This is a genomic window from Polyangium jinanense (assembly GCF_028435265.1).
GTDB classification, from domain to species: domain Bacteria; phylum Myxococcota_A; class Polyangia; order Polyangiales; family Polyangiaceae; genus Polyangium; species Polyangium jinanense.
Genome location: NZ_JAGTJK010000002.1, coordinates 300,607 through 326,554 on the forward strand (window position 1 = coordinate 300,607; position 25,948 = coordinate 326,554).

The 25,948-nt window shown below is 68.3% G+C and carries 22 protein-coding genes; 12 read left to right on the forward strand and 10 right to left on the reverse strand.

Features of this window, described 5'->3' with window-relative positions; all coding sequences use genetic code 11:
* Window positions 1-386: 386 nt before the first annotated feature.
* From KEG38_RS05570 to KEG38_RS05580, 3 genes are all read right to left on the reverse strand, one after another.
* A complete protein-coding gene (locus KEG38_RS05570; protein ID WP_272417985.1) occupies window positions 387-1,484 on the reverse strand; it encodes a hypothetical protein in 1,098 nt (365 codons plus the stop codon).
* Window positions 1,481-1,939 (reverse strand): hypothetical protein, encoded by a 459-nt coding sequence (locus KEG38_RS05575; RefSeq protein ID WP_272417986.1) that lies wholly within the window; start codon window positions 1,937-1,939, stop codon window positions 1,481-1,483. The genes KEG38_RS05570 and KEG38_RS05575 overlap by 4 nt, the downstream gene beginning before the upstream one ends.
* A gap of 399 nt (window positions 1,940-2,338) precedes the next feature.
* The gene (locus KEG38_RS05580; RefSeq protein WP_272417987.1) at window positions 2,339-3,271 is read right to left on the reverse strand and encodes an STAS domain-containing protein; all 933 of its coding nucleotides are present in this window, start codon (window positions 3,269-3,271) and stop codon (window positions 2,339-2,341) included.
* Between the two features lie 137 nt (window positions 3,272-3,408).
* Here KEG38_RS05580 and parA point away from each other — a divergent pair, with 137 nt between their 5' ends.
* The 4 genes from parA to KEG38_RS05600 all read left to right on the forward strand — a co-directional run bounded on the left by parA (window position 3,409) and on the right by KEG38_RS05600 (window position 6,905).
* A complete protein-coding gene (gene parA, locus KEG38_RS05585; protein ID WP_272417988.1) occupies window positions 3,409-4,092 on the forward strand; it encodes a ParA family partition ATPase in 684 nt (227 codons plus the stop codon).
* Window positions 4,043-4,684 (forward strand): hypothetical protein, encoded by a 642-nt coding sequence (locus KEG38_RS05590; protein WP_272417989.1) that lies wholly within the window; start codon window positions 4,043-4,045, stop codon window positions 4,682-4,684. The genes parA and KEG38_RS05590 overlap by 50 nt, the downstream gene beginning before the upstream one ends.
* A gap of 223 nt (window positions 4,685-4,907) precedes the next feature.
* The gene (locus KEG38_RS05595) at window positions 4,908-6,296 is read left to right on the forward strand and encodes a hypothetical protein (protein ID WP_272417990.1); all 1,389 of its coding nucleotides are present in this window, start codon (window positions 4,908-4,910) and stop codon (window positions 6,294-6,296) included.
* Window positions 6,297-6,443: 147 nt separating this feature from the next.
* Entirely contained in the window at window positions 6,444-6,905 is a 462-nt protein-coding gene (locus tag KEG38_RS05600; protein ID WP_272417991.1) for a VOC family protein, read from the forward strand.
* Between the two features lie 3 nt (window positions 6,906-6,908).
* Here KEG38_RS05600 and KEG38_RS05605 read toward each other — a convergent pair whose 3' ends face one another.
* Window positions 6,909-8,738 (reverse strand): TIM-barrel domain-containing protein, encoded by a 1,830-nt coding sequence (locus tag KEG38_RS05605; protein ID WP_272417992.1) that lies wholly within the window; start codon window positions 8,736-8,738, stop codon window positions 6,909-6,911.
* Window positions 8,739-8,823: 85 nt separating this feature from the next.
* Here KEG38_RS05605 and KEG38_RS05610 point away from each other — a divergent pair, with 85 nt between their 5' ends.
* The gene (locus KEG38_RS05610; RefSeq protein WP_272417993.1) at window positions 8,824-10,035 is read left to right on the forward strand and encodes a cytochrome P450 family protein; all 1,212 of its coding nucleotides are present in this window, start codon (window positions 8,824-8,826) and stop codon (window positions 10,033-10,035) included.
* Window positions 10,036-10,107: 72 nt separating this feature from the next.
* Here the strand turns inward: KEG38_RS05610 and KEG38_RS05615 are convergent, their stop codons facing one another.
* Window positions 10,108-12,873 (reverse strand): HEAT repeat domain-containing protein, encoded by a 2,766-nt coding sequence (locus KEG38_RS05615; RefSeq protein ID WP_272417994.1) that lies wholly within the window; start codon window positions 12,871-12,873, stop codon window positions 10,108-10,110.
* Window positions 12,874-12,992: 119 nt separating this feature from the next.
* Here KEG38_RS05615 and KEG38_RS05620 point away from each other — a divergent pair, with 119 nt between their 5' ends.
* Window positions 12,993-13,544 carry a TlpA family protein disulfide reductase gene (locus KEG38_RS05620; protein ID WP_272417995.1) on the forward strand — a complete coding sequence of 184 codons (552 nt, stop codon included), beginning with the start codon at window positions 12,993-12,995 and terminating at the stop codon, window positions 13,542-13,544.
* Between the two features lie 4 nt (window positions 13,545-13,548).
* On the opposite strand, the gene KEG38_RS05625 is transcribed toward KEG38_RS05620, so the two are convergent.
* A complete protein-coding gene (locus KEG38_RS05625) occupies window positions 13,549-14,895 on the reverse strand; it encodes an alpha/beta hydrolase fold domain-containing protein (RefSeq protein ID WP_272417996.1) in 1,347 nt (448 codons plus the stop codon).
* A gap of 100 nt (window positions 14,896-14,995) precedes the next feature.
* On the opposite strand from KEG38_RS05625, the gene KEG38_RS05630 reads away from it, so the two are divergent.
* Complete coding sequence (locus KEG38_RS05630; protein ID WP_272417997.1) at window positions 14,996-15,481, forward strand: hypothetical protein; 486 nt, start codon at window positions 14,996-14,998, stop codon at window positions 15,479-15,481.
* A gap of 3 nt (window positions 15,482-15,484) precedes the next feature.
* On the opposite strand, the gene KEG38_RS05635 is transcribed toward KEG38_RS05630, so the two are convergent.
* On the reverse strand, window positions 15,485-16,318 hold the full coding sequence (locus KEG38_RS05635) for a class I SAM-dependent methyltransferase (protein ID WP_272417998.1): 834 nt from the start codon (window positions 16,316-16,318) through the stop codon (window positions 15,485-15,487).
* Window positions 16,319-16,416: 98 nt separating this feature from the next.
* Here KEG38_RS05635 and KEG38_RS05640 point away from each other — a divergent pair, with 98 nt between their 5' ends.
* Both KEG38_RS05640 and KEG38_RS05645 read left to right on the forward strand, forming a co-directional pair.
* Entirely contained in the window at window positions 16,417-17,103 is a 687-nt protein-coding gene (locus KEG38_RS05640) for a metallophosphoesterase family protein (protein WP_272417999.1), read from the forward strand.
* A gap of 43 nt (window positions 17,104-17,146) precedes the next feature.
* Window positions 17,147-18,091 carry a tetratricopeptide repeat protein gene (locus KEG38_RS05645; RefSeq protein ID WP_272418000.1) on the forward strand — a complete coding sequence of 315 codons (945 nt, stop codon included), beginning with the start codon at window positions 17,147-17,149 and terminating at the stop codon, window positions 18,089-18,091.
* 5 nt (window positions 18,092-18,096) lie between these two features.
* On the opposite strand, the gene KEG38_RS05650 is transcribed toward KEG38_RS05645, so the two are convergent.
* Window positions 18,097-19,236 carry a cysteine desulfurase family protein gene (locus KEG38_RS05650; protein WP_272418001.1) on the reverse strand — a complete coding sequence of 380 codons (1,140 nt, stop codon included), beginning with the start codon at window positions 19,234-19,236 and terminating at the stop codon, window positions 18,097-18,099.
* Window positions 19,237-19,383: 147 nt separating this feature from the next.
* Here KEG38_RS05650 and KEG38_RS05655 point away from each other — a divergent pair, with 147 nt between their 5' ends.
* The 3 genes from KEG38_RS05655 to KEG38_RS05665 all read left to right on the forward strand — a co-directional run bounded on the left by KEG38_RS05655 (window position 19,384) and on the right by KEG38_RS05665 (window position 22,222).
* Window positions 19,384-19,980, forward strand: coding sequence for a hypothetical protein (locus tag KEG38_RS05655; RefSeq protein ID WP_272418002.1), 597 nt, complete (start codon window positions 19,384-19,386; stop codon window positions 19,978-19,980).
* Between the two features lie 70 nt (window positions 19,981-20,050).
* Window positions 20,051-20,977, forward strand: a complete 927-nt coding sequence (locus KEG38_RS05660) for an exopolyphosphatase (RefSeq protein WP_272418004.1) — start codon at window positions 20,051-20,053, stop codon at window positions 20,975-20,977.
* 57 nt (window positions 20,978-21,034) lie between these two features.
* On the forward strand, window positions 21,035-22,222 hold the full coding sequence (locus KEG38_RS05665) for an NAD-dependent epimerase/dehydratase family protein (protein ID WP_272418005.1): 1,188 nt from the start codon (window positions 21,035-21,037) through the stop codon (window positions 22,220-22,222).
* Window positions 22,223-22,227: 5 nt separating this feature from the next.
* Here KEG38_RS05665 and KEG38_RS05670 read toward each other — a convergent pair whose 3' ends face one another.
* Together KEG38_RS05670 and KEG38_RS05675 are read right to left on the reverse strand one after the other, a co-directional pair.
* The gene (locus KEG38_RS05670) at window positions 22,228-24,087 is read right to left on the reverse strand and encodes a hypothetical protein (RefSeq protein WP_272418006.1); all 1,860 of its coding nucleotides are present in this window, start codon (window positions 24,085-24,087) and stop codon (window positions 22,228-22,230) included.
* The gene (locus KEG38_RS05675) at window positions 24,051-25,928 is read right to left on the reverse strand and encodes an acyltransferase family protein (protein ID WP_272418007.1); all 1,878 of its coding nucleotides are present in this window, start codon (window positions 25,926-25,928) and stop codon (window positions 24,051-24,053) included. The genes KEG38_RS05670 and KEG38_RS05675 overlap by 37 nt, the downstream gene beginning before the upstream one ends.
* Window positions 25,929-25,948 lie beyond the last annotated feature (20 nt).

The following is a 25,948-nucleotide window of genomic DNA, read 5'->3' on the forward strand; positions in this document are numbered from 1 at the left end:
CGACTTCGAGTACGAGGTCGGCGACTTCGAGAACGAAGACCTTGGCCATCGAGTACGAGGTCGGCGGCTTCGAGTACGAAGACCTTGGCCATCGAGTACGAGGTCGGCGACTTCGAGTACGAAGACCTTGGCCATCGAGTACGAGGTCGGCGGCTTCGAGTACGAAGACCTTGGCCATCGAGTACGAGGTCGGCGACTTCGAGTACGAGGTCCTTGGACCTTGAGAGGGTGTTCCACAGGCATCAGCTCGACGTCCGGACCTCACCCACCCCAACCCTCCCTCTCCACACAGTGGAGAGGGAGGGAGTTTCATTCGCCCCCTCTCCGCCGCGCGGAGAGGGGGTGGGGGGGTGAGGTTCTGGGGGAACACCCTCCGAAAACGCGGTCTACTCCGCTGGAATCACGAGCGCCTCGCAGCAGAACACGCTCGGATCCGTGGGGACCGCCTCGCCGCTCGCCTCGCCGCCCGTCACCACGCAGGACCCCGGCTCCTCCGCCAGCCACGCCGCGGAGATCGAGCCGAGGGCCAGGGGCATGGACGTGTCGTAACAAGCGGGGGAGTTCAGGCCCACGGCCGCGTTCTGAAAGATAGGCATGGGAGCGCCGCCGCAGCTCGCGTCCTGGAACGCGCTCACCGCCGCAATGCAGATCCCGTCCACCGGCGGCGCACACGAGCACGCAGCGCATTCACGCGTGTCCGACAGGCCCGCGTAAAACACATGCCGCTCCGGGAACGCCGCCGGGCACGCCTGCACCTCGTTCTCCTCCGTCCCCTCGGGATAACGAAGACATCGCCGAAATCCGCTCGGAAGCTCCTCGATCCCACGCACGCACGGCGCCCCCGCACACGCGGGCGCTCCCTCCTCTTCTTCCGCCGCGCAAGCTCGCGCCGCCTCTGCCCACTGGGCCGGCCAGGCATAGGCGAAATGCGGTGTCGGCAGGGGATCCTCGACGAGCTCGCACCCCGCCGTGCCCACCGCGCCAATCTGCACCGAGCTGAACATCCCCGGCTCGAGTGACGGCCCCTCGAGGCACCCGCCTTCCCACGAGGGCGGCGGCTCGACCGCGCCGACGACGCTCCCAGCACACGCGTCCCCCGCCGTCGCGCTCACCGAGGGCAAGACGCACGACGGCTCGGAGCATTGGCACGGCGCGCACGTGTTCGGGGCCGTCAGCCCGGCATATCCATTGAAGACCGCCTTGGGCGCTTCCTTCGGGCACGCCGGCTCCCGGCCCTCGGGGCCTATCCACAAAGCGACGATCATCCGATCGAACTCCAGGGAAACCTCCTCGCAGCCCCCTCGACAAATGGACTGCTGCTGCCCTTTCTCCTCCAGATGGCAGGGGTCGGGGTTTCCCTTGGAATCGAAGTGGCCGATGTCCGGGTTGTCGCAGGAATAAACGACGTCCTCCGTTTCCTCCTCGCATCCCAGGACGAGCGCCGACATCGAGAGCAAAACGAACACAAAAGGCGAAGTCTTCATTCCGTGGGATCCTTCGTTCCGTATTGCATGATGTCGTAAACGATCTGCATCGAGAGGACGCCGAAGACAGGAAACGGCGGGCCCCAGATCTGGTCGAACCTCGCGTCCACGCGGAGCGTGGGTTTGGCGAAGGTGTACCCGCCTTCGGCGAGAACACGAAAGGCGAGCCTCTGCGTGAAGCGCCGGTAAAACTCGGCGCCGACGAGCCCCGCCGCGCTCGACCCCTTGGATTCCAGGGGACCACTCGGCGTCTCGTTCCAGCCGTACCAGTCGCCGATCCGAACGCCGCCGAAAACCCCGAGAAACTCCAAGGGGCGGAAGCCGATGTGCGCGAAGAGCGAGGCATTGTATCCACGCATCGGCGCCCGAAAGCGCTCCTCGGGGACCACGGCCACGGCGAACGTCGTGCCCAGGTCCCACAGCCACATCGGGCTCCGGATGCTCAGGTTCACCATGCCCCCCGCGTGATAGAGGCTGGGGACGGGCCCGCCGATCTGGGCGAGCGGGCCGGCGGCGACGGAGAACGCCTTGAGGCCCCGCGGGGTCGATGGCGCCGGTGATGGGGTTGGTCCGGGGGCGGCGCCGGGTGTTGCGTTCCCGGCGGAGGAAGCGACGGCCCCGAGAAATACCGCGCCTCCTACGCCCAGGGCCAGACGTCGACAAACCGGCATCCCCAGGCCTTACCCGGGGGTTTTTCCGGGGTCAAGGGATGTTTGTCTCAGTACGCGCTTGCTTCATGGCCCCACGGGAGGGCCGAATATCGCAATCGTGGCGCTATCGTGCACAGCCCGGACGTTGTCGGCCGTCCTGGTTGTGGCCTCGATTTCTTCTTGCCGCCCCCCTCGTTCTGTGCCCTACCGCCGCCGCCAAGCCCCCCGGAGCGCCTCCGCAATCGCGGCCGCCAGCGTGCTCTTCGTGGTCATCCCTCGCATCTCCACGCCGAGCTCCACCAAGGTCCGCGCCACGGCCGGCCCGATTCCCGACAGGATCACCTTCGTCCCGAGTAGCCCCGCCGCCCCCGCCGCCGAGATCAACGCGTTCGCCGCCGACGTGTCCACCGTGGGCACGCCCGTGATGTCGAGGATCGCCGTCGTCGCCTGGTGCTCCTGGATCCCGGCCAGGAGCGTTTCGAGGATCTGCTGCGCGCGCGTGTCGCCGATCGTGCCCACGAGCGGCATCGCGATCACGCCCTCCGCGATCGGCACGAGCGGCGTCGAGAGCTCGCGGATCAGCGCCTCCTGCGAAGCGATCACCTTCGCTTCGAGCTCCGCGCGCTCCACTTCCTCCCGCTGCTCGTCCGAGAGGTCCCGGACGATCGCAGCGAGGCCGAGCACCTCCTCGGGGCCGGTGCGCACCACGTAGCAGTCGACCTGCGCCGGCAAGGGCGCGCCTCTCGCGCCGCGCAGCGTGAGAATCCCGCGATACGTGCTGCCGTCGACGAGCGCCGCGTAAAGCGCCTCGCGCGTCGATGCGTCGCCCGGCCGGATCGCGTCGACGAGCGGCGTGCCGAGGACCTCCACGTCCCTGCCGAACAGCCGGTGGTAAGAGCCGTTCACGCGCGTCACGTCCCCCTCGGGGCTCGCGATCACCACCGCGTCCGGCGTGTGGTCCGAGAGCGCCGCGAAGATGCGTAGCTCGTCGTTTGCCTTCCGGCGATCGGCCTCGTGCAGCGCCACCGTTCGCGCGAGCTCCGCGCGCAGCACCTCCGCTTCGCGCTCCTTCTCGGCAAGGGCTCGTTCGAGCGCCGCGACGCGCTCCTCGATGTTGCCCTCGCCCCCGGTCGCCACGATGACGCATCGTAGGCCCTTTTCCTCTGGCCCATCCAGTGCTTCCGACCTGGGAACGGGTCCCGCATGGCGCAACGCGTCCGAGGTGCGTCACCAAAAATTGGGCCCGTCGGCGTCGCTTCCGGTAGGGGGGCTTCATGATCATCGCGCTCACCGGACAGAAGGGTGGGATCGGCAAGAGCACGACGGCGGTGAGCCTCGCCGTGGCAGCGCTCTCGCGGGGAAAGCGCGTGCTCCTCGTGGACGCCGATCCGCAGGGCACGGTGCGCACGTGGGGCGAGGTCGCGAGCGAAGCGGGGCACAAGACGCCGACCATCGTGGCCATGGGCGCGCAGATGCATCGTCCCGGGCAGCTCGATGCGGTCTCTCCCGCGTACGACCTCACGATCATCGATTGCCCGCCGCGGCACGGAGAAATCTCCCGCTCGGCCCTCATGGTCGCGGACCTCGCCGTCTTCCCCTCGGGGCCGACGGCCGCCGACGCCTGGGCGCTGACGGCCGCGATCGAAGTGTTCCAGGAGGCGCGCGCGCTCCGGGACAAACTTTCCGGCTGCGTGCTCATCACGCGCAAGCAAGGCCGCACCGCGCTCGCCAAGAGCGCGCGCACTGTGCTCGAAACCTCGGGCCTGCCGGTCCTCGGCACCGAGCTCGGGTTTCGCGTGGCTTACCAGGAGGCGATCGCCGTGGGGAAGGGCGTCACCACGTACGCCCCGCGCGACGCCTCCGCCAAAGAGATCTACCAATTGCTCGACGAGCTCACGAGGTTCCACCATGGCCAAGAAGCAAGTCGCGGTTTCGCTCCGCAAGCCGCCGTCGCCTGAATCGATCGACGCATTCGTCAGCGGGGACGAGCCGCCCGCCGTCGCGGCCGCGCCGAAGCGCACGCGCCGCGCGTCGGCGAAATCGGAGAAAGTGGCCGAGACCTCGCCCGTCCCGCCGAGCGTCACGCCCGTCCCCGAGAGCGCCGTCGTCGCCGTCGAGGCACGCGCCGAAGCACCAGCCGAGCCTGCCGCTGCGCCTGCCGAGCCCGTGGCTGAGCCCGCGCCCGCGGCTGCGCCCGCGCCGCTGCCCGAGCCGACGATCGTGGGAGGCGTGCCGCTCCGTGCGGTCACCGTTTACCTCACGCCCGAGCTTGCCGAGCGCCTCACGGTCCATTGCATTCAGCACGACCGCGATCTGAGCAACGTCATTGGCGAGGCCCTCACGAATCACCTCGCGCCGCGCCTCGGCGCCGGCCCGACCGAAGGCGCCCCCGCGCCCGGCGGCGCCTCGCCCCCGCGCCCCTCCCCGTTCTGGGGCAACGCGCCCTTCCCGCGTGTGGAATGGCCTCCGCGTCGCTTCGACCAGATCGTGGAAATCGGCCGTATTCTGCTCGATGTCGTCCGTCGGCGTGGATACGCCGCGACGGCGTAGTCCTGCACGTAACGAAATTCCGTCCCGTGCGGGCACCTCACATCCCGGAGAAATCTTGCACGGCCGTTGAAAGCGCCCGTCGTTTGCGCTGAACATGGCCCCTCGGCGCCGGCCCCCCCCGTCGCCGTGACTTCGTTACGCTACGACTCTCAAGGCTTGGCGGTTCTCGCCTCGGACGTTCCGAGGGAGGCCTCCAAACCCCCTTACTGAGGAGCTTCTTCCCATGCGAATGAGCCGAGTGGGTCTTCTGTCGTTGTCTCTCGTCACGCTGTTTGCGCTCGGTTGCGCCGGGGAGACCGGTCCGGCGGGGCCCGCGGGACAGCCGGGCGAGGAGGGGCCGAGCGCGGACCCGAGCATCAGCGCCATCACGCCGAGCAAGGCGTTCGTCTCGCGCCGCGCCGAGGTCACGGTCAGCGGCTTCAACACGACCTGGACCGACGCCGCGACGCTCGACTTCGGGCCGGACATCACGGTCGTCGAGAAGAAGATCGCGAGCCCGACGGGGATCGTCGCGGTGATCGAGATCTCCGAGAAGGCCGCGGTCGGCGCGCGCGACGTGAACGTCACCGAGGGCGGCTCGACGGTCACCTACAAGGGCGCCTTCTCCCTCGACGCGCCGCTCGAGGTTTCGTTCGAGGGCACGCAGGCGCAGGGCTCGATCCTCATCGCGAGCGCCAAGCAGAAGGATCTCTCGACGCCGTTCGACCTGACGACCACGGGCGACGGGCTCTTCGAGCCGATCGTCTACACGAACCTCGCCGTCTCGGGCTCGGAGGGCGTCTTCGGCAGCGTCGAGGACGCGCAGCTCTACGGCGCCTCGATGATCGTCTTCACCGACGTGAAGGCGGCCGCGGGGGCTGCTGACGTCGCGATCGCGAGCGGCCCGCAAGGCGAGGAGATCCTCTCGCCCGCGACGGGCGGCTTGCAGATCGCGGCGCGCGAGCCGGTCGCGCTCACGGCGGGCATGAGCATCAGCGGCACGGTCGATCAGCCGTTCGCCACGCTGCTCTACTCGTACACGCCCTCGGGTCCGGGGAAGATCATCTCCGTCGAGGCGCTGGCCGACTCGGCCGACGCGGCGACGGGCTTTGCGGTGCTGCCGGCGAGCGGCAAGTTCTCCGAGCTGCTCGCGTTCGAGACGGCGCCCACGCTCGAGGTCGGCGCGGAGCCGGTCTACTTCGTGTACTGGGACAACTCGGGCACGGCTGGCTACAACATCGACGTGACGGTCAAGGAGATCGTCCCGGCGGAGACCGAGCCGAACAACGTCTGCGGCGAGGCGCAAGCGGTCACGGCGCTGCCGGCGACGCTCGACGCGTTCAAGATGGCGGACAAGGACGACCAGGACTGGCTCGTCATCGACGTCGTGGAGGCGGACGTGGGCAAGGTCATCCACGTCGTCACGTCGCCCGGCGAGGCGCAGACGGACACGGTCGTCGAGGTCGTGGGTTCGGACTGCACGACGTCGCTCGGCGTGAGCGAGGATTCGAACTACCACGAGGACTTCACGAGCGAGCCGATCACGGCGCCCGGCAAGTACTTCATCAAGATCTCGAACTCGACGTACGGCTACTCCGGCGCCCTCTACAACGTCGCGATCACGCTCGAGTGATCCGAACGTGAGGGGGAGCGCGCTCGTCCTTGCGCTCCCCCTTGCCCCGCCCATTTCCCGGAAAAACCTCCTCGCCGTCCCGAGCGTCTTGACGCTCGCTCGGGTCTTGGGAAAGCTCTGCCCGCTCGCCCAAGAGGAGGGAACGACATGACCACGCAAGAACCGTCGAAGCCGGCCCCGTCGAACTGGCCCCGCATCTCGTCCGCGCTCTACTACGAAGATTCGAGGGCCGCGATCGACTGGCTCTGCCGCGCCTTCGGGTTTCAGGTGCGGCTGCTCGTCGAGGGGGAAAATGGGAGGGTCGAGCATTCGGAGCTCGTCTACGGCGACGGGCTCATCATGGTGGGTCATCCCAAACCGGAGAAATTGCCGCACACGCGGGCCCCGAACCAGCTCGGCGGCGCGAACACGCAGAACATCCTGGTGTACGTCGACGACGTGGAGGCGCACTGCGCGCGGGCCCGGGCCGCGGGCGCGAGGATCGTCAAGGAGCCGGAGACGGTCGATTACGGCGAGGAATACTGGTCGGACCGCGGATACGAGTGTGTGGACCTCGGCGGCCATCACTGGTGGTTTTACCAGCGGCTGCGCGATCCGAAGACGGGCTGAGCGTCAGGGCTTCTGCACCTCGATCGTGCTCTCCCCGGCGGCCTTGGGGACCTTCACCCACAGAGAGCGCGTCTCGGCCTCGTAATGGAAGCCCGAGGGCGCCGCATCGAACGCGTCCCGCGTGGCGTGCTTGGTCGCCGCATTGCCGGAGACCGTGACGCTCGCGGGCTCTTCCTCCACGCGGACGCGGAACAACGTATCGACGAGCGTGCGCGAAATCGTCACGGAGGCCCCGCTGGCCGTCGCGCTTGCCTTGACCGTGGTGACCACGTCATCCGTGTCGTGCAGGGAAAAACTCGTCGACGTCGCGTCCGGGAACACGAGCACCGTCAGCTTGCCGGCCGAAGCTGCATTGCCGAGCCCGGTGACGTCGTCCGCGACGTGCATCGGCACGATCGCGCCGGCCCGGTAATACAGCGGCACCTTCTGCAGATCGGCCGAGAAATCGGCGGCCACCGTGGTTCCGCCTTCGAGCGGCGCCGCCGACGGCGTCCAGAAATCATAATAACGCGCGCCTGCCGGAAGCGCGACGTCCCGCTTTCCCGTGCCATCGAGCAGCGGCGCCACGAGGAGCGCGTCGCCGATCGCATAACGATAATCCTTGGGCCAGCTCTCCTCCGCGCCCACGGGCCGCACGGGGACCGCGGCCCCGGCATAGGCCTCCTCGGAGAGGCTGTACCAGAACGGGACGAGCTCGTGGTGGAGCTTCGACCAGAATCGATAGATGTCGGCGATCTCGGTCCCATTCTGCGGCACGGTCCAGGGCGTGATGTTCGCGCGGCCGTGGAGCTGCATGAACGGCGAGAGCGCGCCGATCGCCGTCCAGCGCGCGAAATTCACGGGGTCGAGCGGGATCTGTTCGCCGAGCAGGTCCTTGTCGTCCCGATCGAGATACCCGCCGATGTCCGACCCGAGCACCACGTACCCCGCGGCGGCTGAGCGGAACATGTGATCGAGCGAGTCTTCGAGGCCCACCCAATCGCGGCGGTTGTCGCCCATCCACGCGACGGGCGCGTGCTCCTTGCGGGCGAAGAACCGGCCCTTGAAATCGTACGACTCGTCCCACGCCCGGACCATCGTGACGAACTCGGGCCCGCGCCGCGCCACGCCATGGGCCAAGAAATCCTGGTAATAGGCCTCCGAGTATTGCTGGTGCGGCACCGGCCCCGCGGCCGTCGCGACCGTGTCGAGCCGGACGTAGCTGTCGCCGAAATCGATCTTCCAGCCGTCGATCCCCATGTCGAGCACGCCGTTCTGCTGCTCGTGCCACCACGCCCGCGCCGACGGATTCATGAAATCGACCGCGGCGCCCGAGCCCTTCCACCACGAGAAACGCAAGCCTTCCTCGACGAAGTAATTGCACGCCTCGCCCTCCGCGAGGTTCGGTGAGGGGCCCTCGTAGGCATCGCCGCCGTCTTCGAGGTCGTACGACACCGAATTCACGAGGTTCGTGATCCAGAGGACGACACGCACGCCGTCCGCGTGCATGTCGTCCACCATCTTCTTGAAGTCGGGGTAGCGCGAGGGGTTCGGGATGAACGTGTTGTAATGGGTTTCCCAGGGGCTATCGAGGACCACGGCGCCGACGGGGATGTCTCGCTCGCGGAAGCCGGACACGAAGGCATACGTGTCCGGGCCGTCCGAGATGTCCTTGGAGATCCATGGTTCGAATGCCCAGCGTGGCGTGTGACGCGCAGGCTCGGGCAGGTTCTCGGCCGGCCGGACGCAAGGGTCGGTCGGGCTCGCGGGCGGCGTATCCAGATCCTCCGGGCACCCGAGGAGCGCAAGGAGAGACAAAGGCAGAACACGGAGCGAGGGCGAAAGCATTTTCATTCCGCGAACCTATCGCGGCTCGTCCGCCCCTGTCACCCGCTCGGCGCCGCCTGCCTCGTTCCGGGGCGCGTGGTACGATCGAGCGATGCCCCCGATCACGCCGGTCGACATCCTCGCCTCGGGATTCAAGGCGAATCCATTTCCATTCTACGCCCGCCTCCGGGCCCAATCGCCCGTGTTTCCCCAGAAGCTCGAGGACGGGCGCACGGCGTGGCTCGTCACGCGATACGACGACGTCGTGGCCGTCCTCAAGGATCCGCGCTTCGCCAAGGATCGCACGAAGGTCCTCACCCGGGAGCAACAGGCGAAGCAGCCGTGGGTCCCGGACTTCATCAAGCCCCTCGAGCGCAACATGCTCGACGTCGACGAGCCCGATCACCGTCGCCTGCGCAACCTCGTCCACCAGGTATTCACCCCGCGCATGGTCGAGGACATGCGCGTGCGCGTGCAGCAAATCGCCGACGATCTCCTCGCGAAGGTCGCGGCACGCGGCCGCATGGACCTCGTGCGTGATTATGCGCTCCCGCTGCCGCTCACCGTGATCGCCGAGCTGCTCGGCATCCCCCCCGAGACCCGCCCCAGGTTCCATCGCTTCTCGAAGGCGCTGATGGAGACCACCTCGAACGTGAAGATGGTGCTCGCGCTCCCGCAGTTCTACTTCATGGTGCGGTATCTCCGCGCGCTCATCGCCGAGAAACGCGCGCGGCCCCGGGACGATCTCCTGAGCGCTCTCGCGCAGGCGGAGGAGGAGGGCAGCCACCTCAGCGAGAACGAGCTGCTCGCGATGATCATCCTCCTGACCGTCGCCGGGCACGAGACCACGGTGAACCTCATCGCCTCCGGCACGCTCGCGCTCCTGCAACACCCGCGCGAGCTCGATCGGCTCCGCCAGAATCCCTCGCTGATCAAATCGGCCGTCGAGGAGCTCCTCCGGTTCACGAGCCCCGTCGAGATGGCGACCGAGCGTTATACCCGCGAGGACGTCGAGCTCGCCGGTGTCAGGCTCCCCCGCGGCGAGCTCGTGCTCGTGGTCCTCGCCTCCGCGAACCGCGACGCCGCCCAGTTCGAGGACCCGGACAAACTCGACCTCGCGCGCGACCCGAACCGTCACGTCGCGTTCGGCCAGGGCATCCATTATTGCCTCGGCGCCCCGCTCGCGCGGCTCGAAGGGCAGATCGCACTCGCCACGCTTTTGCGCACGCTGCCCGATCTCCGCCTCGACGCCGCGCCGCACACCCTGCGCTGGCGCCCCACGTACGTCGTGCGTGGGCTCGAAGCGCTCCCCGTCGCGTTCTAGCCCCTTCCAAAACAAAACCCCCTCTCATCGCGCGGAGGAGAGGGGGCTTCGGGACCTACGAGCGGGCGTGTTTTACTGCTTGTCGCCCTTGCCGCCCTTGTCCTTCGACTGCAGCGCCGAGAGGTCCTCGGCGATGATCGCCTTCGGGTTCATGATCTCGAAGAATGCCTTCTTCGCCATCTCGCCCGTCTCGCCCTGCTCCTGACGGAGCGCCATCAGCACGCCGCGCTCCTTCATGAACTTGAGCGTCTGGATCGCGCCCTTCTTCCGCGCCGCATCGCCGCTCTTCGCGTCCTGCCAGAGCCGGTAACGAAGCACGACGCGCGTCTCGGAGTGCGGGCCGTTGTCGAACTTGAGGTTGTCGAACTGCGACTGCAGGCGCTGACGCGACCACTCCTGCGGCACGTCCGCCACCTTGATGCGCGCGATGGCCTCGGCGTTCGCCACCCAGCGGTAGATGTTGCCGCGCTTGAAGTCCTCGTCCGACCAGTAGCCGAACGCGCGGAAGTAGTGGTCCTTGAGGTCGTTCAGCGCGTCGGGGCCGAAGTCGCCGTACATCGCGACCGTACGGGCCGCCGTCTCCGCCGAGCCGCCGAGGATCAGCGCGAGCGCCGCCGCGTTGCGGATCTCCGGGTTCTGGAGCTTCTCGAAGAGCTTCGCCTCCGTCCCCTGATCGAAGCCGCCGATGCCGATCGCGCGGGCGTAGGCCATGCGCAGGCCGATGTCGAGGTCGGGCGTGAGCAGGTCCGCGAGCTCGCCCGCGATCGCCGGCACGGGCTTGAGCGAGAGCGTCGAGGCGTAGCAGGCGCCGATGAGCTGCTTGCGCGGCTCCTTCTTCGCCCCGTACTCCTTCGCCTTCTTCGCGACCTCGCTCATCGTCTTGTCGTCGGCGCACCACGCGAGCGCGTCACAGGCGGCCTGACGCGCCTCCTCGTGCCACGACTCGTCCTCGATGAGCTCCATGAGCGGCTTCGAGGCCTTGCCGTCGCCCCATTGTCCGAGGCCCTGCGCCGCGCCGTAGGCCACCGCGCGGAGCGCCATGCCGAGCATCGCCAGGCCCGCGCCGTTCAGCGCCTCCTGCGTGATGTCCATCTTCTTGTCGGGCTTGCGCTTGAACTGCTCGAGCAGCTTCGGGAACGTCGGCTCGTCCTTCATCAGGCCGACGTAGCGGAGCGCGCTCTGCGCCGTCTCGAAGGCCGTGGGGAAGGGAGGCTGCGCGCCCTCCTTCGGCAGCGGATCCTTCGGGAACGCCCAGTCGCGCAGATCGTTCTTGATCTTGTCGCTCTGCACGGCGGCGAGGAAACGCAGGCCGTTCGCGTGCGGCTGCGGGCGGTCCTTGATCCAGAAGATCACGCCGTCCTCGGCCGCGGCCTTGAGCTCGTCCTTCTTGTCGGTGTGGATCATCGCGAGGTCCGCGAGCATGCGGCTGGCGACCACGCGCGGCAGATCCGTGCGCGAAAGGTGGCCGCCCTCGTCGGCCTCCCAGAACCGCTCCTGCGCGTAGAGCTTCGAAGGATCGGCGCGCATGCGCTCGCCGAGGTACTTCGCCGCGCGGATGTCGCCGACCTCGGCGAGCCGCGTGCCGGCCTCGCCCTGCCAGTGCAGCGTGGGCTTCGAGCCCTCGAGCCACTTCACGAGCGAGTCACCGACGCGCGGATCGGCGACGTCCTTCATCATCTCCATGAGCTGCTTCGTCTGGAACCACTCGGTCTCGGCCGGATCCTTCTTCACGCTGGCGAGCGCGAGCACGAGGCCTTCGCCGCCGATGCCGTCGCGCAGCGCTTCGAGGAACTTCTGCCGGTTCTCCTTGCTCGAGCTGCTGAGCGCCGAGAGCAATGGAGCGCGCGCGGTCTCGTCGCCGATCTTGCCGAGGCCCGTCGCGGCCTCGCGGCCGACCTCGGAGTCGGGATCCTTCACGAGCTGGATGAGCGTCTGCGTCCACTTCGGGTTCGCGTCGCGCGAGAGCAGCGTGGCCACGAGCTGACGCACCGACGGGCTCTGATCGCCCGCGAGCTTCGCGAACTCGTCGAGCGACACGAGCTGCGCGAGCTTCTCCGGATCGAACGCGGTGCCGCCGCCGAGACGCTCGACCTTCGACAGGAAGCCCTTCCTGTACTGGTCCATCGCGTCCTTGAAGACCTGCGGCTCCTTCAGCATGACGAGGGCCCACACGATCTGCGGCCTGTCGCTGTCGTCGGCCTCCTTGAGCGCGGCGAGCAGTGCGGCCTTGCCAGCGTCGCCCTTCGGCGATCCGTAGTAGGCGAGCACCTGCGCGGCGACGCCCTTCACGCGGTGATCGGGCTGCTCGAGCGCCTTGGCCGCGTGCGTCACGCCCTCGGGATCCTCGGCGTAGGCGAGCTGGATCAGCGCCTCTTGCTGGAGGGCCACCTCGTTCGGGTTCGCGGCCCAGGTGCGCCAGCGCGGGACCTGGTCCTTCACGGGCAGGACGAAGATGTTCTTCTTCTCCTTGACGACCTGCTCGACCGTCATCTTCTCCTGGCCCTGCTTGATGCCGAAGAAGAGCGCGGCCGCGCCGCCGGCGACGATGAGCAGCGCCACGATGATCGTGACGGGATTGAAGCGACCTTTCTTGAAGTCGCCGTCGCCGAAGTCGGCGCCGCCGCCGCCGCCGCCTGCGGGTGCAGGAGGCACGGCGCCGCCGGGCGGGGCGCCGGGAAGATCGTCGTCGTCCGGCGGCCATTTCGCGAGGTCGAGCCGATCGGGCGTGCGGAGCCTGCGCTTGATGGGCTTCTCGGTGCCCCCGATCCCCCGGGGAGGAGGCTGTTTTCCGTTGGGAAGAGGAGACGGTTCGGGCTGTGAGTTCGGACGATCGAGCATGGTTCCTCCCCGCGTCGCTCTCGTGCGACCGGCGGAGCGGCGGCGCCGCTTTGCGGGGACCGAACATACCAGGGGACGCCTTTCGGGCGCAGCCGCAAAGAACTTGCTAAGAAGAACGGGTGCCGACGCCCGCCCCCGCTCCCTCCGATGGCAAGCTTCGCTCCTGGGTGTTTGCGGGCCTTCTGGGCCTGGGCGCGCTCGGGGGGGTCTCGCTCTTGCCTCGCGTCGTCGGCGGGGGCAGCCCGTTCGAGGGCAAGCCGGCGCCCGACGCGGTCTTCGCGGTCGCGGCGAACGGCGATCCCGGGGCGCGGATGCAGATCGAGAGCCTCAAGGGGCACCCGGTGGTCCTGGACTTCTGGGCGACCTGGTGTGGCCCTTGCGCCGCGCAGGCCCCGATCCTCGACCGCATCGCGCGTCGTTACGAGAAGCAGGGCCTCGTCGTGCTCGGCGTGAACGCGCACGACCCGCCCGCGAAGGCGAAGAGCTACGCCGAAAAAAAGGGACTTTCGTATCCCATCGTGATCGACGCGGGCCAGGAGGCGGCGCAGGCGTACGACGTGCAGAACCTGCCGAGCCTCGTGGTCATCGATCGTGAGGGCCGCGTCGTCCGGTACATGACGGGCCTCGTGGACGAGGCTTCGCTCGACGAGATCGTGGCGGCGACGTTGTAGTGCCTCACCCCCAACCCCTCTCCACTCCGTGGAGAGGGGAGAGGAGGCGCCCATCACCCCTCTCCACGGAGTGGAGAGGGGCCGGGGGTGAGGTCTGGTGCTGCGCCCACTGGTACGCGAGAAACCGCTCCACCGCGGCGAGCGCGTGCCCCGTGCGCTCCGACGGAAACACCTCGAACGCGTGTTGCGCGCCCGGTAGCTCCGCGTAGAGCACCGGCGCGCGGCTCTCGGCGCGCAGAAGCTCCACGAAGAGCCGCGCCTCCTGCACCGGCACGAGCGAGTCGCGATCGCCGTGCACCACGAAGAACGGCGGCGCGTCCTTGCGCGTGAGGCTCATCGGCGAGGCCGCCTCGAACGCCGTGCGATCCTCGTCGAGCTGCTTCTTCATCACGCTCTTCTCGAGGATCGTACGCAAGAGCGTGCCCCTCCAGATCCCGCGCCGATCCGTGAAGTCGTAGACCCCGTAGAACGGCACGCAGGCTTGCACGCGCGTATCCACGTCCTCGAAGCCCGGCTGGTAGCGCGGATCGTTCGGCGTGAGCGCCGCGAGCGCCGCGAGGTGACCGCCCGCCGATCCGCCCGTGATCACGAGGAAGCTCGGGTCCGCCCCGTGCTCCTTGCCGTGCTCGCGGATCCAGCGGATCGCGCTCTTCACGTCGATCAGGTGATCCGGGAACGTGAAGCGCGGCGAGAGCCGATAGTTCGCCGACACCACGACCCACCCGTGCGCGGCGAGCCGGTAGGCGAGGGGTTTGCCCTGGTCGTCCTTGCTCCCGATCACCCACGCTCCGCCGTGCACGAACAGCACCGTCGGCCGCGGCTTCGTGTTGCCGCGCGGCCGGTAGACGTCGAGCCGCAGGTTCACGCCGCCCGCGCGCGAGAAGATCACGTTGCGCACGACCTCCACGCGCCCGTCGAGCACCGGCAGCGGGAAGAGGCGCTGCCGGAGGGAAAAATGCTCGTCGACGTGCGCGCCGATCTCCTCGGGGATCACGCTGCGATACTCCGTCCCGAGCCCCTCGCAGAGCGCCGCCTCCGTCACGTCGCGCGCCTTCCGCGCGTCGATCACGATCCGCACGAGCCCCACCCACGACAGCGTCACGATGAACAGCGCGACCCAGCCGGGCCATCCGTCGAGCCCGCCGGCCCACACGAACAGCGTGGTCGCGACGGCTTGCCAGAACAGGTGATGCGCGGCGAGCTCGCCGGTCAGCCACGACGCGAAGAACCCTGCGCCGACCAGCGGCCAGAACTTGCGGGCCGGCCGGAGCGCGTTCAGCGTGAACATCGCCCCGACCGCTGCGGCGATCAGGAAGAGCACGGGGGCGGGGAGCAGGAAGGGCAGGGGCACGTCGCGTGGAGGATGACCGAGGCGCGTGGTGTTGTCTCGCGCCGCGAGAGCACGAAATGCTGCGTGGGAGGAGCCTTGCCCTGCGGTATCCTGCGTCGCGATGAAGAAGAGGCTCGCGTTCGGAACGCTCGGCGAGCTGCTCGTGCTCGCGCATTCCGAGCAACCGCCGACCGATCCCGAGTGGAAGGCGTACATCGAGGCGTGGGAAGTCCATCACCGCGCGAACGGCCGCTCTCGCCTCCTCGTCTGCACCGAGGGCGGCGCGCCGACGGCGGCGCAGCGCCACATCCTCGACGAGCGCGTACGAACGTTCAGCAGGGACTCCGCGCGCGCCGCGATCCTCAGCGAATCGCTCTTCGCGCGTGTCGTCACGAACGCCTTGAGCGCGATGGAGCACGCGCGTGCGAGCCGCTTCCTCGGCGGGCTCGGCGCGCGCGGCGGGCCCGACGCGTCCCAGATCTACCGCATGTTTGCCCGGACCGACCTGCGCCAGGCGCTCGTCTGGCTCGACGTCTCCCCCGCGCGCGAGCCCGAGGTCGTTCGCTACATCGAGCAGCTGAAGGACGTGATCAAGAACAGCGGCTAACCTTCACGCCCACACGTCTTCGGCCACGCTCGCCACGACCGCGTGCTGGAACCGGAACGTCCGCGCCCGGTCGTACGTCCCCGTCAGGTTCAGCGCGATCTCGTCGAACGAAGCACATCGCGCGTGCCGAAACCCCTCTTCGTAGAGCATCGGCAGCACATGATCGATCCCGAACACCACCGGCTCGCCCATCTCCGCAACGCCGTCGCGCGCTGCGATCGACGACGCGTCGCGCACGTTCCCCTGGCCCATGCGTTTGCCCACGTGGTCGAACAGGATCACCGAGCTCGGGTGCAGCTTTTCCGCGATGCGCCGCAGCGTCGCCCGCACGGCCGGTTCTTCCAGGTAATACGTCACGCCTTCCCAGATCAGGAGCGCCGGGTTGTCCGCGCGAAACCCGCTCGAATCGAGCCGCTCCACGAAATCGTGCAACGCGAAATCACACGGCACGTACGTCGCATTCTCGAACGGATACCCGGGCAACGCGGAGAGACGCGCGAGTTTGTCCGCCTGCGTCGTCGGGTGATCCACCTCGAAGAACCGCACGCCTTTCCGCCCGAGCCGCGCGGCGCGGGTATCGAGCCCCGCACCGAGCAGAACCACCTGGGTACACCCTCGCGCAAGCCAGCGCCGCGTCTCGCGGTCGAAGAGCGCCGTGCGCAGCGCCACGAAGAGTTCGATGTGCGGATAGCCTTGCTCGTAACGCGTCGCGTCCTCGAACCCGCCGGGACCGGCGAGCGTGCGGGCGAACGGATCGTCGCAGAGCGGCGTTTCTCGCTCCGTCGCTCGTGCTCGGAGGGCCGCCACCATCCTCGCCGTTCGGCTCGGCTGCTGCATCGCCTCAGAATGACAGGGTATGCCGCGGTGCGCAATGTCCACGTTTCAACCGGGACGGACCACATGCCTCGTGGAGGTCTGTCATGTAGGATCTCACCGTGACGACCCTGCGCCGCGTCGGTTTTCTGGGCGACGTCCACGCCGAGGACGAACGGCTCGCGCGTGCCATCGACGTCCTCGAGGCCGAGGGCGCCGAGGCGCTCGCGTGCGTCGGGGACATCGTCGACGGCAAAGGCGACCTCGAACGCGTGGTCGACCTGCTCCGCGAGCACCGGGTCGTCACGGTACGCGGCAACCACGAGCGGTGGTTTCTCGCGAACGACATGCGCGACCTGCCCGACGCGCACGGCCGCGATCGGGTCTCCGAACCGGCGCGGACCCACCTCGCTTCTTTGCCGACGATGGTCGAAATCCCCACGATCGCCGGCTCGATCTTGCTTTGCCACGGCCTCGGCGAGGACGACATGGCCGGCGTTTCGCCGTGGGATCCGGACACCTGGCTCCGCCACGACCCGTCGCTGAAGCGGCTCCTCCGGACGACCTCGATGCGGTTTGTCCTCAATGGTCATACCCACCGACGGCTCGTGCGCCCCATCGAGGATCGCCTCTTCGTCAACGCCGGCACGTTGTATCGCGATCACGACCCGAGCTTCGGCCTCCTCGACCTCGAAGCCTCCGTCGTGCGCACCTGGCTGTTCGATCCGGACCTCTCCGTCCGCGAAATCGCTCCCACGCCCTTCGACCTCGCCGAGCCGCCTCCGACCCCGAAGCGCCGGCCCGCCTGAAACCTCATTTCGCCCCGCGGGACGATGTTCTAAGCTCGAATCCATGCGCGCCCTCGCTTCGCCCCTCGTCTCGCTTTTGCTTCTCGTGTCCGCGTGTGGCGGCGGGCCCTCCGCGCAGCAGGAGCCCGCGAAGGCGCCCGTCGTCGAGGTGGGCGCGGGCTCCGCGGCGCCGCTCTTGCTCGCGCAGGGGCCCGAGGACGAGAAGACGACCGTCGAGCCGGTCGATACCTGCATCGAGCGGCTGCGGGACGGCCGGGGTTTGCCCGAGCGCGTGAAGGCCTCGCCCGAGGGGTCGAAATATGCCCAGGCCCTCGCCGCCGAGCGGGCGGGCAACAGGAACGAGGCGAACAACGGGTACCTGCACTTCATCCAGCAATACTACCCGCAATCGCCCTACATCCCGCTCGTCTATGTCGGGTTCGGCGAGCGCTTCTTCAAGAATGGCCAGGAGGACCCCATAAGCCTCGATTTCGCCGAGCAGTCGTACCTCGATGTGGTCAAATTCGCCATGCCCACCAACACCGCCTGGCTCGTGGCGCACTTCCGCCTCGCCGAGATCTACCGGCAAAAAGGCGACCACCCGCAGGCGCTCTCCTCGCTGAAGAAGGTCGCCGACGCCGTGGCGAAAGAGCCGGGCGCGCCATGCGCGGCCTCGCTCGCCGCACCCACCCGCGCGAGCCTCGTCACTGTGTATGCCGACGCGGGACGGCCGAGCGCCGCGTTCGATTTTTTCAAGAGAGCGAGCGGGGACAAGGGCGACGAACGCACGAATGCCCTCGCCATGGTCGCCTCCCTCGCGGAGCTTTACATCCAGCAGCAGAAGCACGACGACGCGGCGACGGCGCTGCTCTCGACGAATGCGGAGTTTTACGATGCGGCGTATTGCCGGCGCGAGGGCCAGCTCGTCACGAAGCTTGGGCCTTCGCTCACGGCGACGCGCCGGGACGAGCTCGTCCGCGCGCACTCGCTCCATTGCGTGGCGCGCTGAAAAGCCTACCGCGAAAGCTTGATCCACGCCGCCGCGAGCACCTCGGCGGCCCGCACGATCTCCGCCTCCGTCGTCCCTCGCCCGAGCGTCAATCGCACCGAACCGATCGCCTCCTCCGGCTTCACGCCCATCGCGAGGATCACGCTCGACGCCGATTCGTGCCCGTCGTGGCAAGCCGAACCCGTCGACGCCGCCACCTCCTCCGCCTGCGCGAGCAGCGCCGTCCCGCTCACCCGCGGGAACCGCACGTTCAACGTATTCGGCAATCGTTTCTCCGGATGCCCATTCAGCGCGAGCCCCGGCACCCGCTCCCGGAGCAGGACAAACAGATTGTCACGTAAAACGCACACCCGCGCGCTCTCCGCCGCGAGGTCGCGCATGGCCATCTTCGCCGCGACCCCGAGCCCCACGAGCGACGGCACGTTCTCCGTCCCGGGCCGGATTCCCCGCTCGTGCCCCGCGCCCAGCATGAACGGCGCGATCGGCAGGTCTTTCCGGATGAACAGCGCCCCCACGCCCTTCGGCGCGTACAGCTTGTGCCCTGCGATCGACAGCAAATCCACCCCGAGCGCGCCCACGTCGATCGGCACCTTGCCCACCGATTGCGCCGCGTCCGTGTGCACGACCGCGCCCGCGCGCCACGCCGCCCGCGTGATCTCCTCGATTGGCTGGATCACGCCCGTCTCGTTGTTCGCGTGCATCACCGTGATCACGCCGGTCTCGTCCCCGAGCTTCGCGGCAATCTCCTCGGCGCGCACCCGCCCCTCCGCGTCGACGCCCACCACCTCTATGCGATGCCCGTGCCGCGCGAGCCAAGCGCAGAGCTTCGACGTCGCTGGATGCTCGATCGACGACGTGATCATGTGCCTTCGATCGGGCAGCGCCTCGGCCACGCCTCGGATCGCGAGGTTATTCGCCTCGGTCCCGCCCGACGTGAAGACGAGCTCTTCCGGCGTGCATCCGACGAGCGCCGCGACCTCCACGCGCGCCGCCTCGATCGCGGCCCGCGCGCGCCTGCCGTACACGTGGCTGCTCGACGGATTGCCGAATCCGCCGCGCAGCCAGGGCAGCATGGCGTCGACCACCTCGGGCAAGAGCGGCGTGGACGCGTTGTAGTCGAGGTAGATCGGATCTTTGGCGTGCACGATCTCTCGCGGTACTCAGCCCCGGCCTTCGCGTCAAGCGCGCTTTTCGCCGCGGAGCCCGTGCGACTGCCTTGACGTGTCGCGCCTGCTCGTGTCCATTCGTTATGGGCATCGCACCCCGACGCCCGCTTGATCTGGAGACACACGATGAAAATGCTTGGTATCCTTGGAATTCTGATCCTTTCCGCGACCTCCTTCCTCGCCTGCAGCAGCGGCGAGGGTGAGAGCAGCAGCAACAATACGCCTCCCGCCTCTTCGCTCGACGTCACACCCTCGATCAGCGCGTGTGGCGGCTTCCTCGGCGGCTCGGAGAGCGCGAAGATCCCGCCGTCCCCCGATCCGGCCACGTATTGCGAGGCCGAGCGCCTCCTCTGGAATTACGACCCCGAAACGCGCACGCTGGGCTTCCTCGACGCGCGCATCCAGCTCAATTGCTGCGGCGAGCACTCCATCGACGTCGCCGTCGAGAACGGTGTCCACGTCGTCACGCAGACCGACGCCCCGGAAAAACTCGAGGACGGCAGCGAGGCACGCTGCGGCTGCATGTGCGTCTTCGATTATGCGGCCGACATCGCGCCTGTCGAGAGCTCCACGATATCGCTGCGCATCATGCGCAACGTGACGGACGACGACCCGCCCGTCACGCTCGTCTGGGAGGGCATGGTCGACCTCACGGCCGGCTCGGGCGAGGTCGTCCTCTCCACGGCGAGCGCCGAGCCCTGGTGCAGTAACAAGGAACCCTGATTCTCGGGGCTTCCCCGCGCGCGCGGCCTCGGTTATCCTCCGGCGCGAAAAGCGGTCCGGAGGGCAGATCATGGCGGAAAAGTACCGGCTGGTGACGCGGAGCGACTTCGACGGCCTCGTGTGCGCCGTCCTCTTGAAGAAGCTCGGCATCCTCGACGAAATCAAGTTCGTCCACCCGAAGGACATGCAGGACGGCAAGGTCCCCGTCACCGATCGGGACATCACGACGAACCTCCCGTACGTCGAGGGCGTCCACCTCGCCTTCGATCACCACGCGAGCGAGACGCAGCGGGTCGGCAAGCGCCAAAACCACATCATCGACCCCCACGCCCCCTCCGCCGCGCGTGTCGTCTTTCGCCATTACGGCGGCAAAGAGAGGTTTGCCGACATCCCCGACGAGATGATGGAGGCCGTCGACAAGGCCGACGCCGCGCAATTCTCCCGCGACGAGATCCTCTCGCCGAAGGGCTGGGTCCTCCTCAACTACCTCATGGATGCGCGCACCGGCCTTGGCCGATTCCGACAGTTCCGCATCTCGAACTACGACCTCATGATGCGCCTCATCGACGCGTGTCTGCAGCATTCGGTCGAGGAGATCCTCGAGATGCCGGACGTCAAGGAGCGCGTCGACATGTATTTCGAGCACGAGAAGCGGTTCAAGGAGCAGATCCGCCGCTGCTCCACGGTGCACAAGAACCTCGTCGTGCTCGACCTCCGGAACGAGGAGACGATCTGGGCGGGCAACCGTTTCGTGATCTACGCGCTCCACCCGGAGTGCAACATCTCGATCCACGTGATGTGGGGCCTCAAGAAGCAGAACACCGTCTTCGCCACCGGCAAATCGATCCTCGACCGCAGCAGCAAGACGAACGTCGGCACGCTCATGCTCGAATACGGCGGCGGCGGGCACGAGGCGGCCGGCACCTGCCAGATCGACAACGACAAGGCCGACGACGTCCTCCAGACCCTCATCGCCCGCATCAACGAAGGCGGCTGATCGCGGACTTCACGATCGTCGTTCACAACCCTCCTGCGCCGTCGTCCATCCCTCGCCATGATCAAACGTCGCTCGTTCCTCGTCGGCTCGCTCGCCGCGGCCGCGTCCACGACCCTCGGCTGCGCGTCCCAGCCCCCCACGCCGCCCGCGGATCCTGCGGGCGCGGCGGGCGCGGGCGCGGCGCCTCCGCCCCCGACGAACCAGAAAAAAAGCCTGCTCATCCTCGGCGGCACGGGGTTCGTCGGGCCTGCCGTCGTCGAGGCGGCGCGGGCGCGCGGATTCGCCATCACCCTCTTCAATCGCGGCAAGACCCGCCCCGAGCTCTTCCCCGACATCGAAAAGCTCCGCGGCAACCGCGACCCGAGCAAGGACGAGGGCCTCAAAGCCCTCGAAGGCCGGAGCTTCGACGCCGTCATCGACACCTCGGGCTACGTCCCGCGCATCGTCCGCGCCTCGGCGGAGCTGCTCGCGAAAAACGTCAAGCAATACATCTTCATCTCCAGCATCTCGGTCTACAAGGACACCTCCAAGCCCAACATGGACGAGACCGCGGCGGTCGGGACGATGGCCGATCCCACGGTCGAGACCATGGGCAAGGAATTCGAGAATTACGGCCCTTTGAAGGCGCTCTGCGAGCAGGCCGCCGAAAAAGCCATGCCGGGCCGTGTCGCCAATGTGCGGCCCGGGTACATCGTCGGCCCGGGGGACGGCACCGATCGATTCACGTACTGGCCGCTCCGCGTCGCGAAGGGCGGCGAAATGCTCGTCCCCGGCACGCCGAACGACCCCATTCAGGTGATCGACGTCCGCGACCTCGCCGAGTGGCTCGTCAAGCTCGTCGTGGACGGCACGACCGGCGTCTTCAATGCGACGGGCCCGGGCGCGCCGCTCACGATGGGCGGTGTGATCGAGGCCAGCAAGAAGGCCTCGCCGAAGAGCGACGTCAAGCTCACCTGGGTCCCGCCCGCGTGGCTGAAGACGAAGGAGTCGGGCGGCGGCGAGCCGATCGACCTGCCGATCTGGGCGCCGCCCGAGGGCGAGAGCGCGGGCTTCCACCTCGTCAACGTCGACCGCGCGCGCAAGGCGGGCCTCACGTTCCGGCCGATCGACACGACCGTCACGGACCTGCTCGCCTGGTTCAATGCATTGCCCCCGGAGCGCCAGGCCAAACGCCGCGCGGGCCTCTCGCCCGAGCGCGAGGCCGAGCTGCTCCGCGCGTTCCACGAGGAATCGAAGAAAAAATAGCCGCCTCAGCGCGGATCGAGCGCCTCGCAGACGGGTGGTTTTACGTTCGTGTTCCAGCGGAACGATTGAAGCCACCCGTCGAGCGTGCGTTGCGCCATCGGGTCGCTTGTCGATTGCAGGAACACGAGCGACCCCGTCCCGCCGCAGATCGGGACCATCACCGCGCGCACCGAGATCGCCGTCTCTCCAATCGTCCACCACCGCTCGATCCCGGCCCCGAGCGGCGTCGCCACGGGTCCGGTCCTCGCGGCCACGACCTGCTTTCCTTCCGTGCCCTTCGCGAGCCCGCCCGCGACGTCGGCGAAGAGTTTTTCCTGGAATCGCGGCGTCGTCACGAGGTCCGAGACGAACAGGGCCCCGCTGACGAGCACGTCGGGGCGGCTGATCCGGAGCTCGAGCCCCTCGTATCCGACGACCGTGTTCAATCCGAGCGGGATCCGCCCGGCGATGCCGAGCCACCGGCTGAAATAATCGTGACCGACGAGAAAGCCAGGCTCGCGCTGCGGCAAGGGCGCGCGTGGCAGGAGCCGGTACGGCAGCGCCACGGACGGGCTCGCGGGCGCGGCGATCGGCGCGTCGAGGATCTGCTTCGCGGCCGCCTCGGCGATCGTCCCTGACAAACCACGCACCACGGCCACGCGGTTTTTCTCGGCGCGCACCACGATCCCGCCGTCGATCGACGTGGCCCCGAGCGAGAGCGCGCGCAGGCATCCGGGCCTCGATTGAATGGCTGTGACGAACTCCGCCGCGTCGCTCTCCGAATCCCACGCCGTGCTCCACAGCAATCCCACGCCGCCGTTCGGCGCCGCAACCAGCGTGTATCGATCGCCGCCCCAGCCCGCGGCCGCCGCGGCGGACAATGGCGAACATCGATCGAGCACGACACGTGTCTCCAGCTCGCCGAGCGTCCCTTCGTCGAGCGTCCGATACCCCTCGGGCGCGCGCGGCGCCGCGAGCATGACGGGCCGCTCCCCGGCGAGGTATTTTTCGGGGTGGATCACCTGCTCGGTCGACACCGGCGGCGACACGAACATTCGATTGACGAGATCGAGCCCACCCGCGCGATAAAGCTCCGCGACCATGGCCGTACCGGCGTGATACCGGAAGAGGAGCCGCTCGCGCACGATCGGCAGCGCGCGAAACAGCGCCGCGTCCCCGTCCCCGGCGACGAACCGCTCGGCCGGCACATCACGCATCACGTCCGCCGCCCGTCGCACCATGCGCTGGAATGGCACGCCGCGCTCCGCCGCGAGATACGCGAACATCGTGAGCATCGCATCGCCTTCGAGCAGCGATCCGTACGCGAGAACCTCGTCCGCGCCCATCGTCGCCTGCTTCTGCACATCCGGCCGACCGAAGCTCTGATCCTGCAACGCGTGCTCGATCTCGTGCGCGAGGATCGCACGCTCTTTCTCGGCCTCGGCCTCGTTTCGAGGCCGAGACGCGCGCACCACGATGATCCTTTGTTCGTGATCGTAAAACCCGCGCACTTGCTCTTCGAGCACCTCGCGCGTGCTGCTCGGCGGCGCGGCGCCCGGCTTTCCGTCGGGCAGGAGATCGAACGCCAGATGAAATGCCTTCCGCGCCTCGTTCTCGGCCGCCGCCGCCTTCCGCTCGGCCCGCTCGCGCAGCGCCGCCAGAAACGCCGGTTCGTCGAGCAAATACACCGGCACGGGCGCGCGTTGCGGCAATCCGCGCAGATGCGCGACCTCGGCGACGAGCGCCTGAATGCGCTCCTGCGTGAGCGGCGCCGGAGGAGCGGCCGCGGCGGGGTTTTCCGCGGCAGGCGGCGGGGACCCGGCACAACCGGCGAGGGCGAGGAAAAGCCCTACCGCACCGGCTCTTTGACCTGCTCGATCACCCATCGCGCGATCTCCTTCGCCCCTGGCCCCGCGAAATGCATTCCATCCGGCCGGATCGCCGCCCCGTCGCTCTCCATCGAGCATTGTCCCCCGGGGCAGAGGTGCGCCGCGAGGTCGAACATGCGCACGCGCGCATCACGCTTCGCCGTCCGCTCCAGCAGCGTATTGTAGCAATCGACCTGCGCGTTCAGCCCCGGCCTCTGCCACCCGCCCACCGGATACGGCACGCGCGCCAGATACACCCGCCCGCTCTTGTCCGCGAGGATCTTCAGCTTGCGCTCGAGCTCGTCCGCGTACGCATCGTCCCATTCCGCCTCGCACACGTGCTGCCAGCGCCCGTCGATCTCCACCGGCGCGAAATAGCCCCCGCCGAGCACCACGAGCGTCACGTCGGGGCGTAGCTCCTCCACGTCGCTCGCCCAGCGCTTGCCGCAATCGCCGCCGGCGTGCGGCTCGTTCGTCAGCGAGCGCGTCGGCAGCTTTCCCTCCATGATGCTGCAATTCGGCGTGCCTCGCTGGCTCACGATCGTCCCCGTGCCCGCCTGCACCGATTGCATGCGCTCGCCGAGCGACTCCGCCACCGAATCGCCGATGATCAGAATCTTCACCGCGTTCGGAGCCGCCGGCCACGGCAAGAGCTGCAGCCCCACCCGCATCACCGCCCGATGCTGCGTGCCGACGAGCAGCGCGCCGAGGCAGAGCGCCACCGACGACGAGAGCATGACCGCCGGACGCCCGAACGGCGCGCCGCGCTTGCGGATCGGCTGCTCCAGGAAATGATAGGAGATCAGCGCCACCCCGAACGTCGTCGCGTACCTCAGCGCCGAGAGCCCGAGCCCGGACAAACCAATTCGTTCCGGCCGCAGCACCACGTAGATCGGCCAGTGCCAGAGGTAGAGCCCGTAACTCACGAGCCCCACCCACGCCACCGGGCGGAACGCGAGCGCGCGCGCCACGAGGCTCTGCTCGCCGTGCGCCGCGCACATGATGAGCACGAGCACGCAGAGCTCCGTCCCGAAAAATCCTCCGCGGTAGAGCAGCGGGTTCTGCCCGTCGAGCTTCACCCACGCCACCCCGAGCCCGATCGCCGCGACGAGCCCGAGCCCATCGAGCGCCCGCACCACCGACTTGTTCTTCGACGTCCCGCGCTCGGCCATCAAACACGCGAGCGAGGCGCCGAGGAGGATCGCCACGCCGCGCGTATCCGTGCCCATGTAGGCCCGCGACGTATCCACCCGATTGCCCAGCCAAACCATCACCGCGCCCGACACCACGGCGAGCGCGAGCGACACGCCGAGCATCACCCGCCGCGAGCCCCGCGAGAGGTAGAGCACGCCGAACGCGAGCAGCGGCCAGACAACGTAAAATTGCTCCTCGATCGCGAGGCTCCAGGTGTGCTCGAGCGGCGAGGGCACCTGGAACATGTCCCAGTAGCTCCGCCCCGAGAAAATCGCGCGCCAGTTCGCCACGTACGCCAGCGTGGCGAGCCCGTCCTTGCGGATCCGAGCGAGCTCTTCGGGTTTCGCGAGGTGATGCGCATACGCCGCGACCACCGGCAGGAGCGCGAGGAGCGCCGGGAAGAGGCGGCGCGCGCGGCGAATCCAGAAAGCCTTGAGATCGATCGTCCCGGCCTTGTTCCACTCCGCGAGCAAGAGCGAGTGGATGAGGTATCCGGACAGCACGAAGAACAGGTCGACGCCGAGATACCCGCCGTCGAGCCTTCCATCGTGGAACAAGAGCACGCCGAGCACGGCGAGGCCCCGCAACCCATCGAGCGCGGGCAAATGCGGGATGGTGGCGCGGCGGAGGGGATTGTGCGGTTGGTCGAGGGCAGGCGGGCTCACGGGCAGCCCGGGAGATAGCG

Bases quoted from the DNA above. Each gene is read 5' to 3' on its own strand.
- KEG38_RS05610 (WP_272417993.1), top strand. From the start codon at position 8,824: ATGCCCCCGATCACGCCGGTCGACATCCTCGCCTCGGGATTCAAGGCG.
- KEG38_RS05605 (WP_272417992.1), bottom strand. From the start codon at position 8,738: ATGAAAATGCTTTCGCCCTCGCTCCGTGTTCTGCCTTTGTCTCTCCTT.
- KEG38_RS05600 (WP_272417991.1), top strand. From the start codon at position 6,444: ATGACCACGCAAGAACCGTCGAAGCCGGCCCCGTCGAACTGGCCCCGC.
- KEG38_RS05590 (WP_272417989.1), top strand. From the start codon at position 4,043: ATGGCCAAGAAGCAAGTCGCGGTTTCGCTCCGCAAGCCGCCGTCGCCT.
- KEG38_RS05655 (WP_272418002.1), top strand. From the start codon at position 19,384: ATGAAAATGCTTGGTATCCTTGGAATTCTGATCCTTTCCGCGACCTCC.
- KEG38_RS05635 (WP_272417998.1), bottom strand. From the start codon at position 16,318: ATGCAGCAGCCGAGCCGAACGGCGAGGATGGTGGCGGCCCTCCGAGCA.
- parA (WP_272417988.1), top strand. From the start codon at position 3,409: ATGATCATCGCGCTCACCGGACAGAAGGGTGGGATCGGCAAGAGCACG.
- KEG38_RS05595 (WP_272417990.1), top strand. From the start codon at position 4,908: ATGCGAATGAGCCGAGTGGGTCTTCTGTCGTTGTCTCTCGTCACGCTG.
- KEG38_RS05575 (WP_272417986.1), bottom strand. From the start codon at position 1,939: ATGGTGAACCTGAGCATCCGGAGCCCGATGTGGCTGTGGGACCTGGGC.
- KEG38_RS05570 (WP_272417985.1), bottom strand. From the start codon at position 1,484: ATGAAGACTTCGCCTTTTGTGTTCGTTTTGCTCTCGATGTCGGCGCTC.
- KEG38_RS05665 (WP_272418005.1), top strand. From the start codon at position 21,035: ATGATCAAACGTCGCTCGTTCCTCGTCGGCTCGCTCGCCGCGGCCGCG.
- KEG38_RS05630 (WP_272417997.1), top strand. From the start codon at position 14,996: ATGAAGAAGAGGCTCGCGTTCGGAACGCTCGGCGAGCTGCTCGTGCTC.
- KEG38_RS05670 (WP_272418006.1), bottom strand. From the start codon at position 24,087: ATGGGTGATCGAGCAGGTCAAAGAGCCGGTGCGGTAGGGCTTTTCCTC.
- KEG38_RS05615 (WP_272417994.1), bottom strand. From the start codon at position 12,873: ATGCTCGATCGTCCGAACTCACAGCCCGAACCGTCTCCTCTTCCCAAC.
- KEG38_RS05645 (WP_272418000.1), top strand. From the start codon at position 17,147: ATGCGCGCCCTCGCTTCGCCCCTCGTCTCGCTTTTGCTTCTCGTGTCC.
- KEG38_RS05660 (WP_272418004.1), top strand. From the start codon at position 20,051: ATGGCGGAAAAGTACCGGCTGGTGACGCGGAGCGACTTCGACGGCCTC.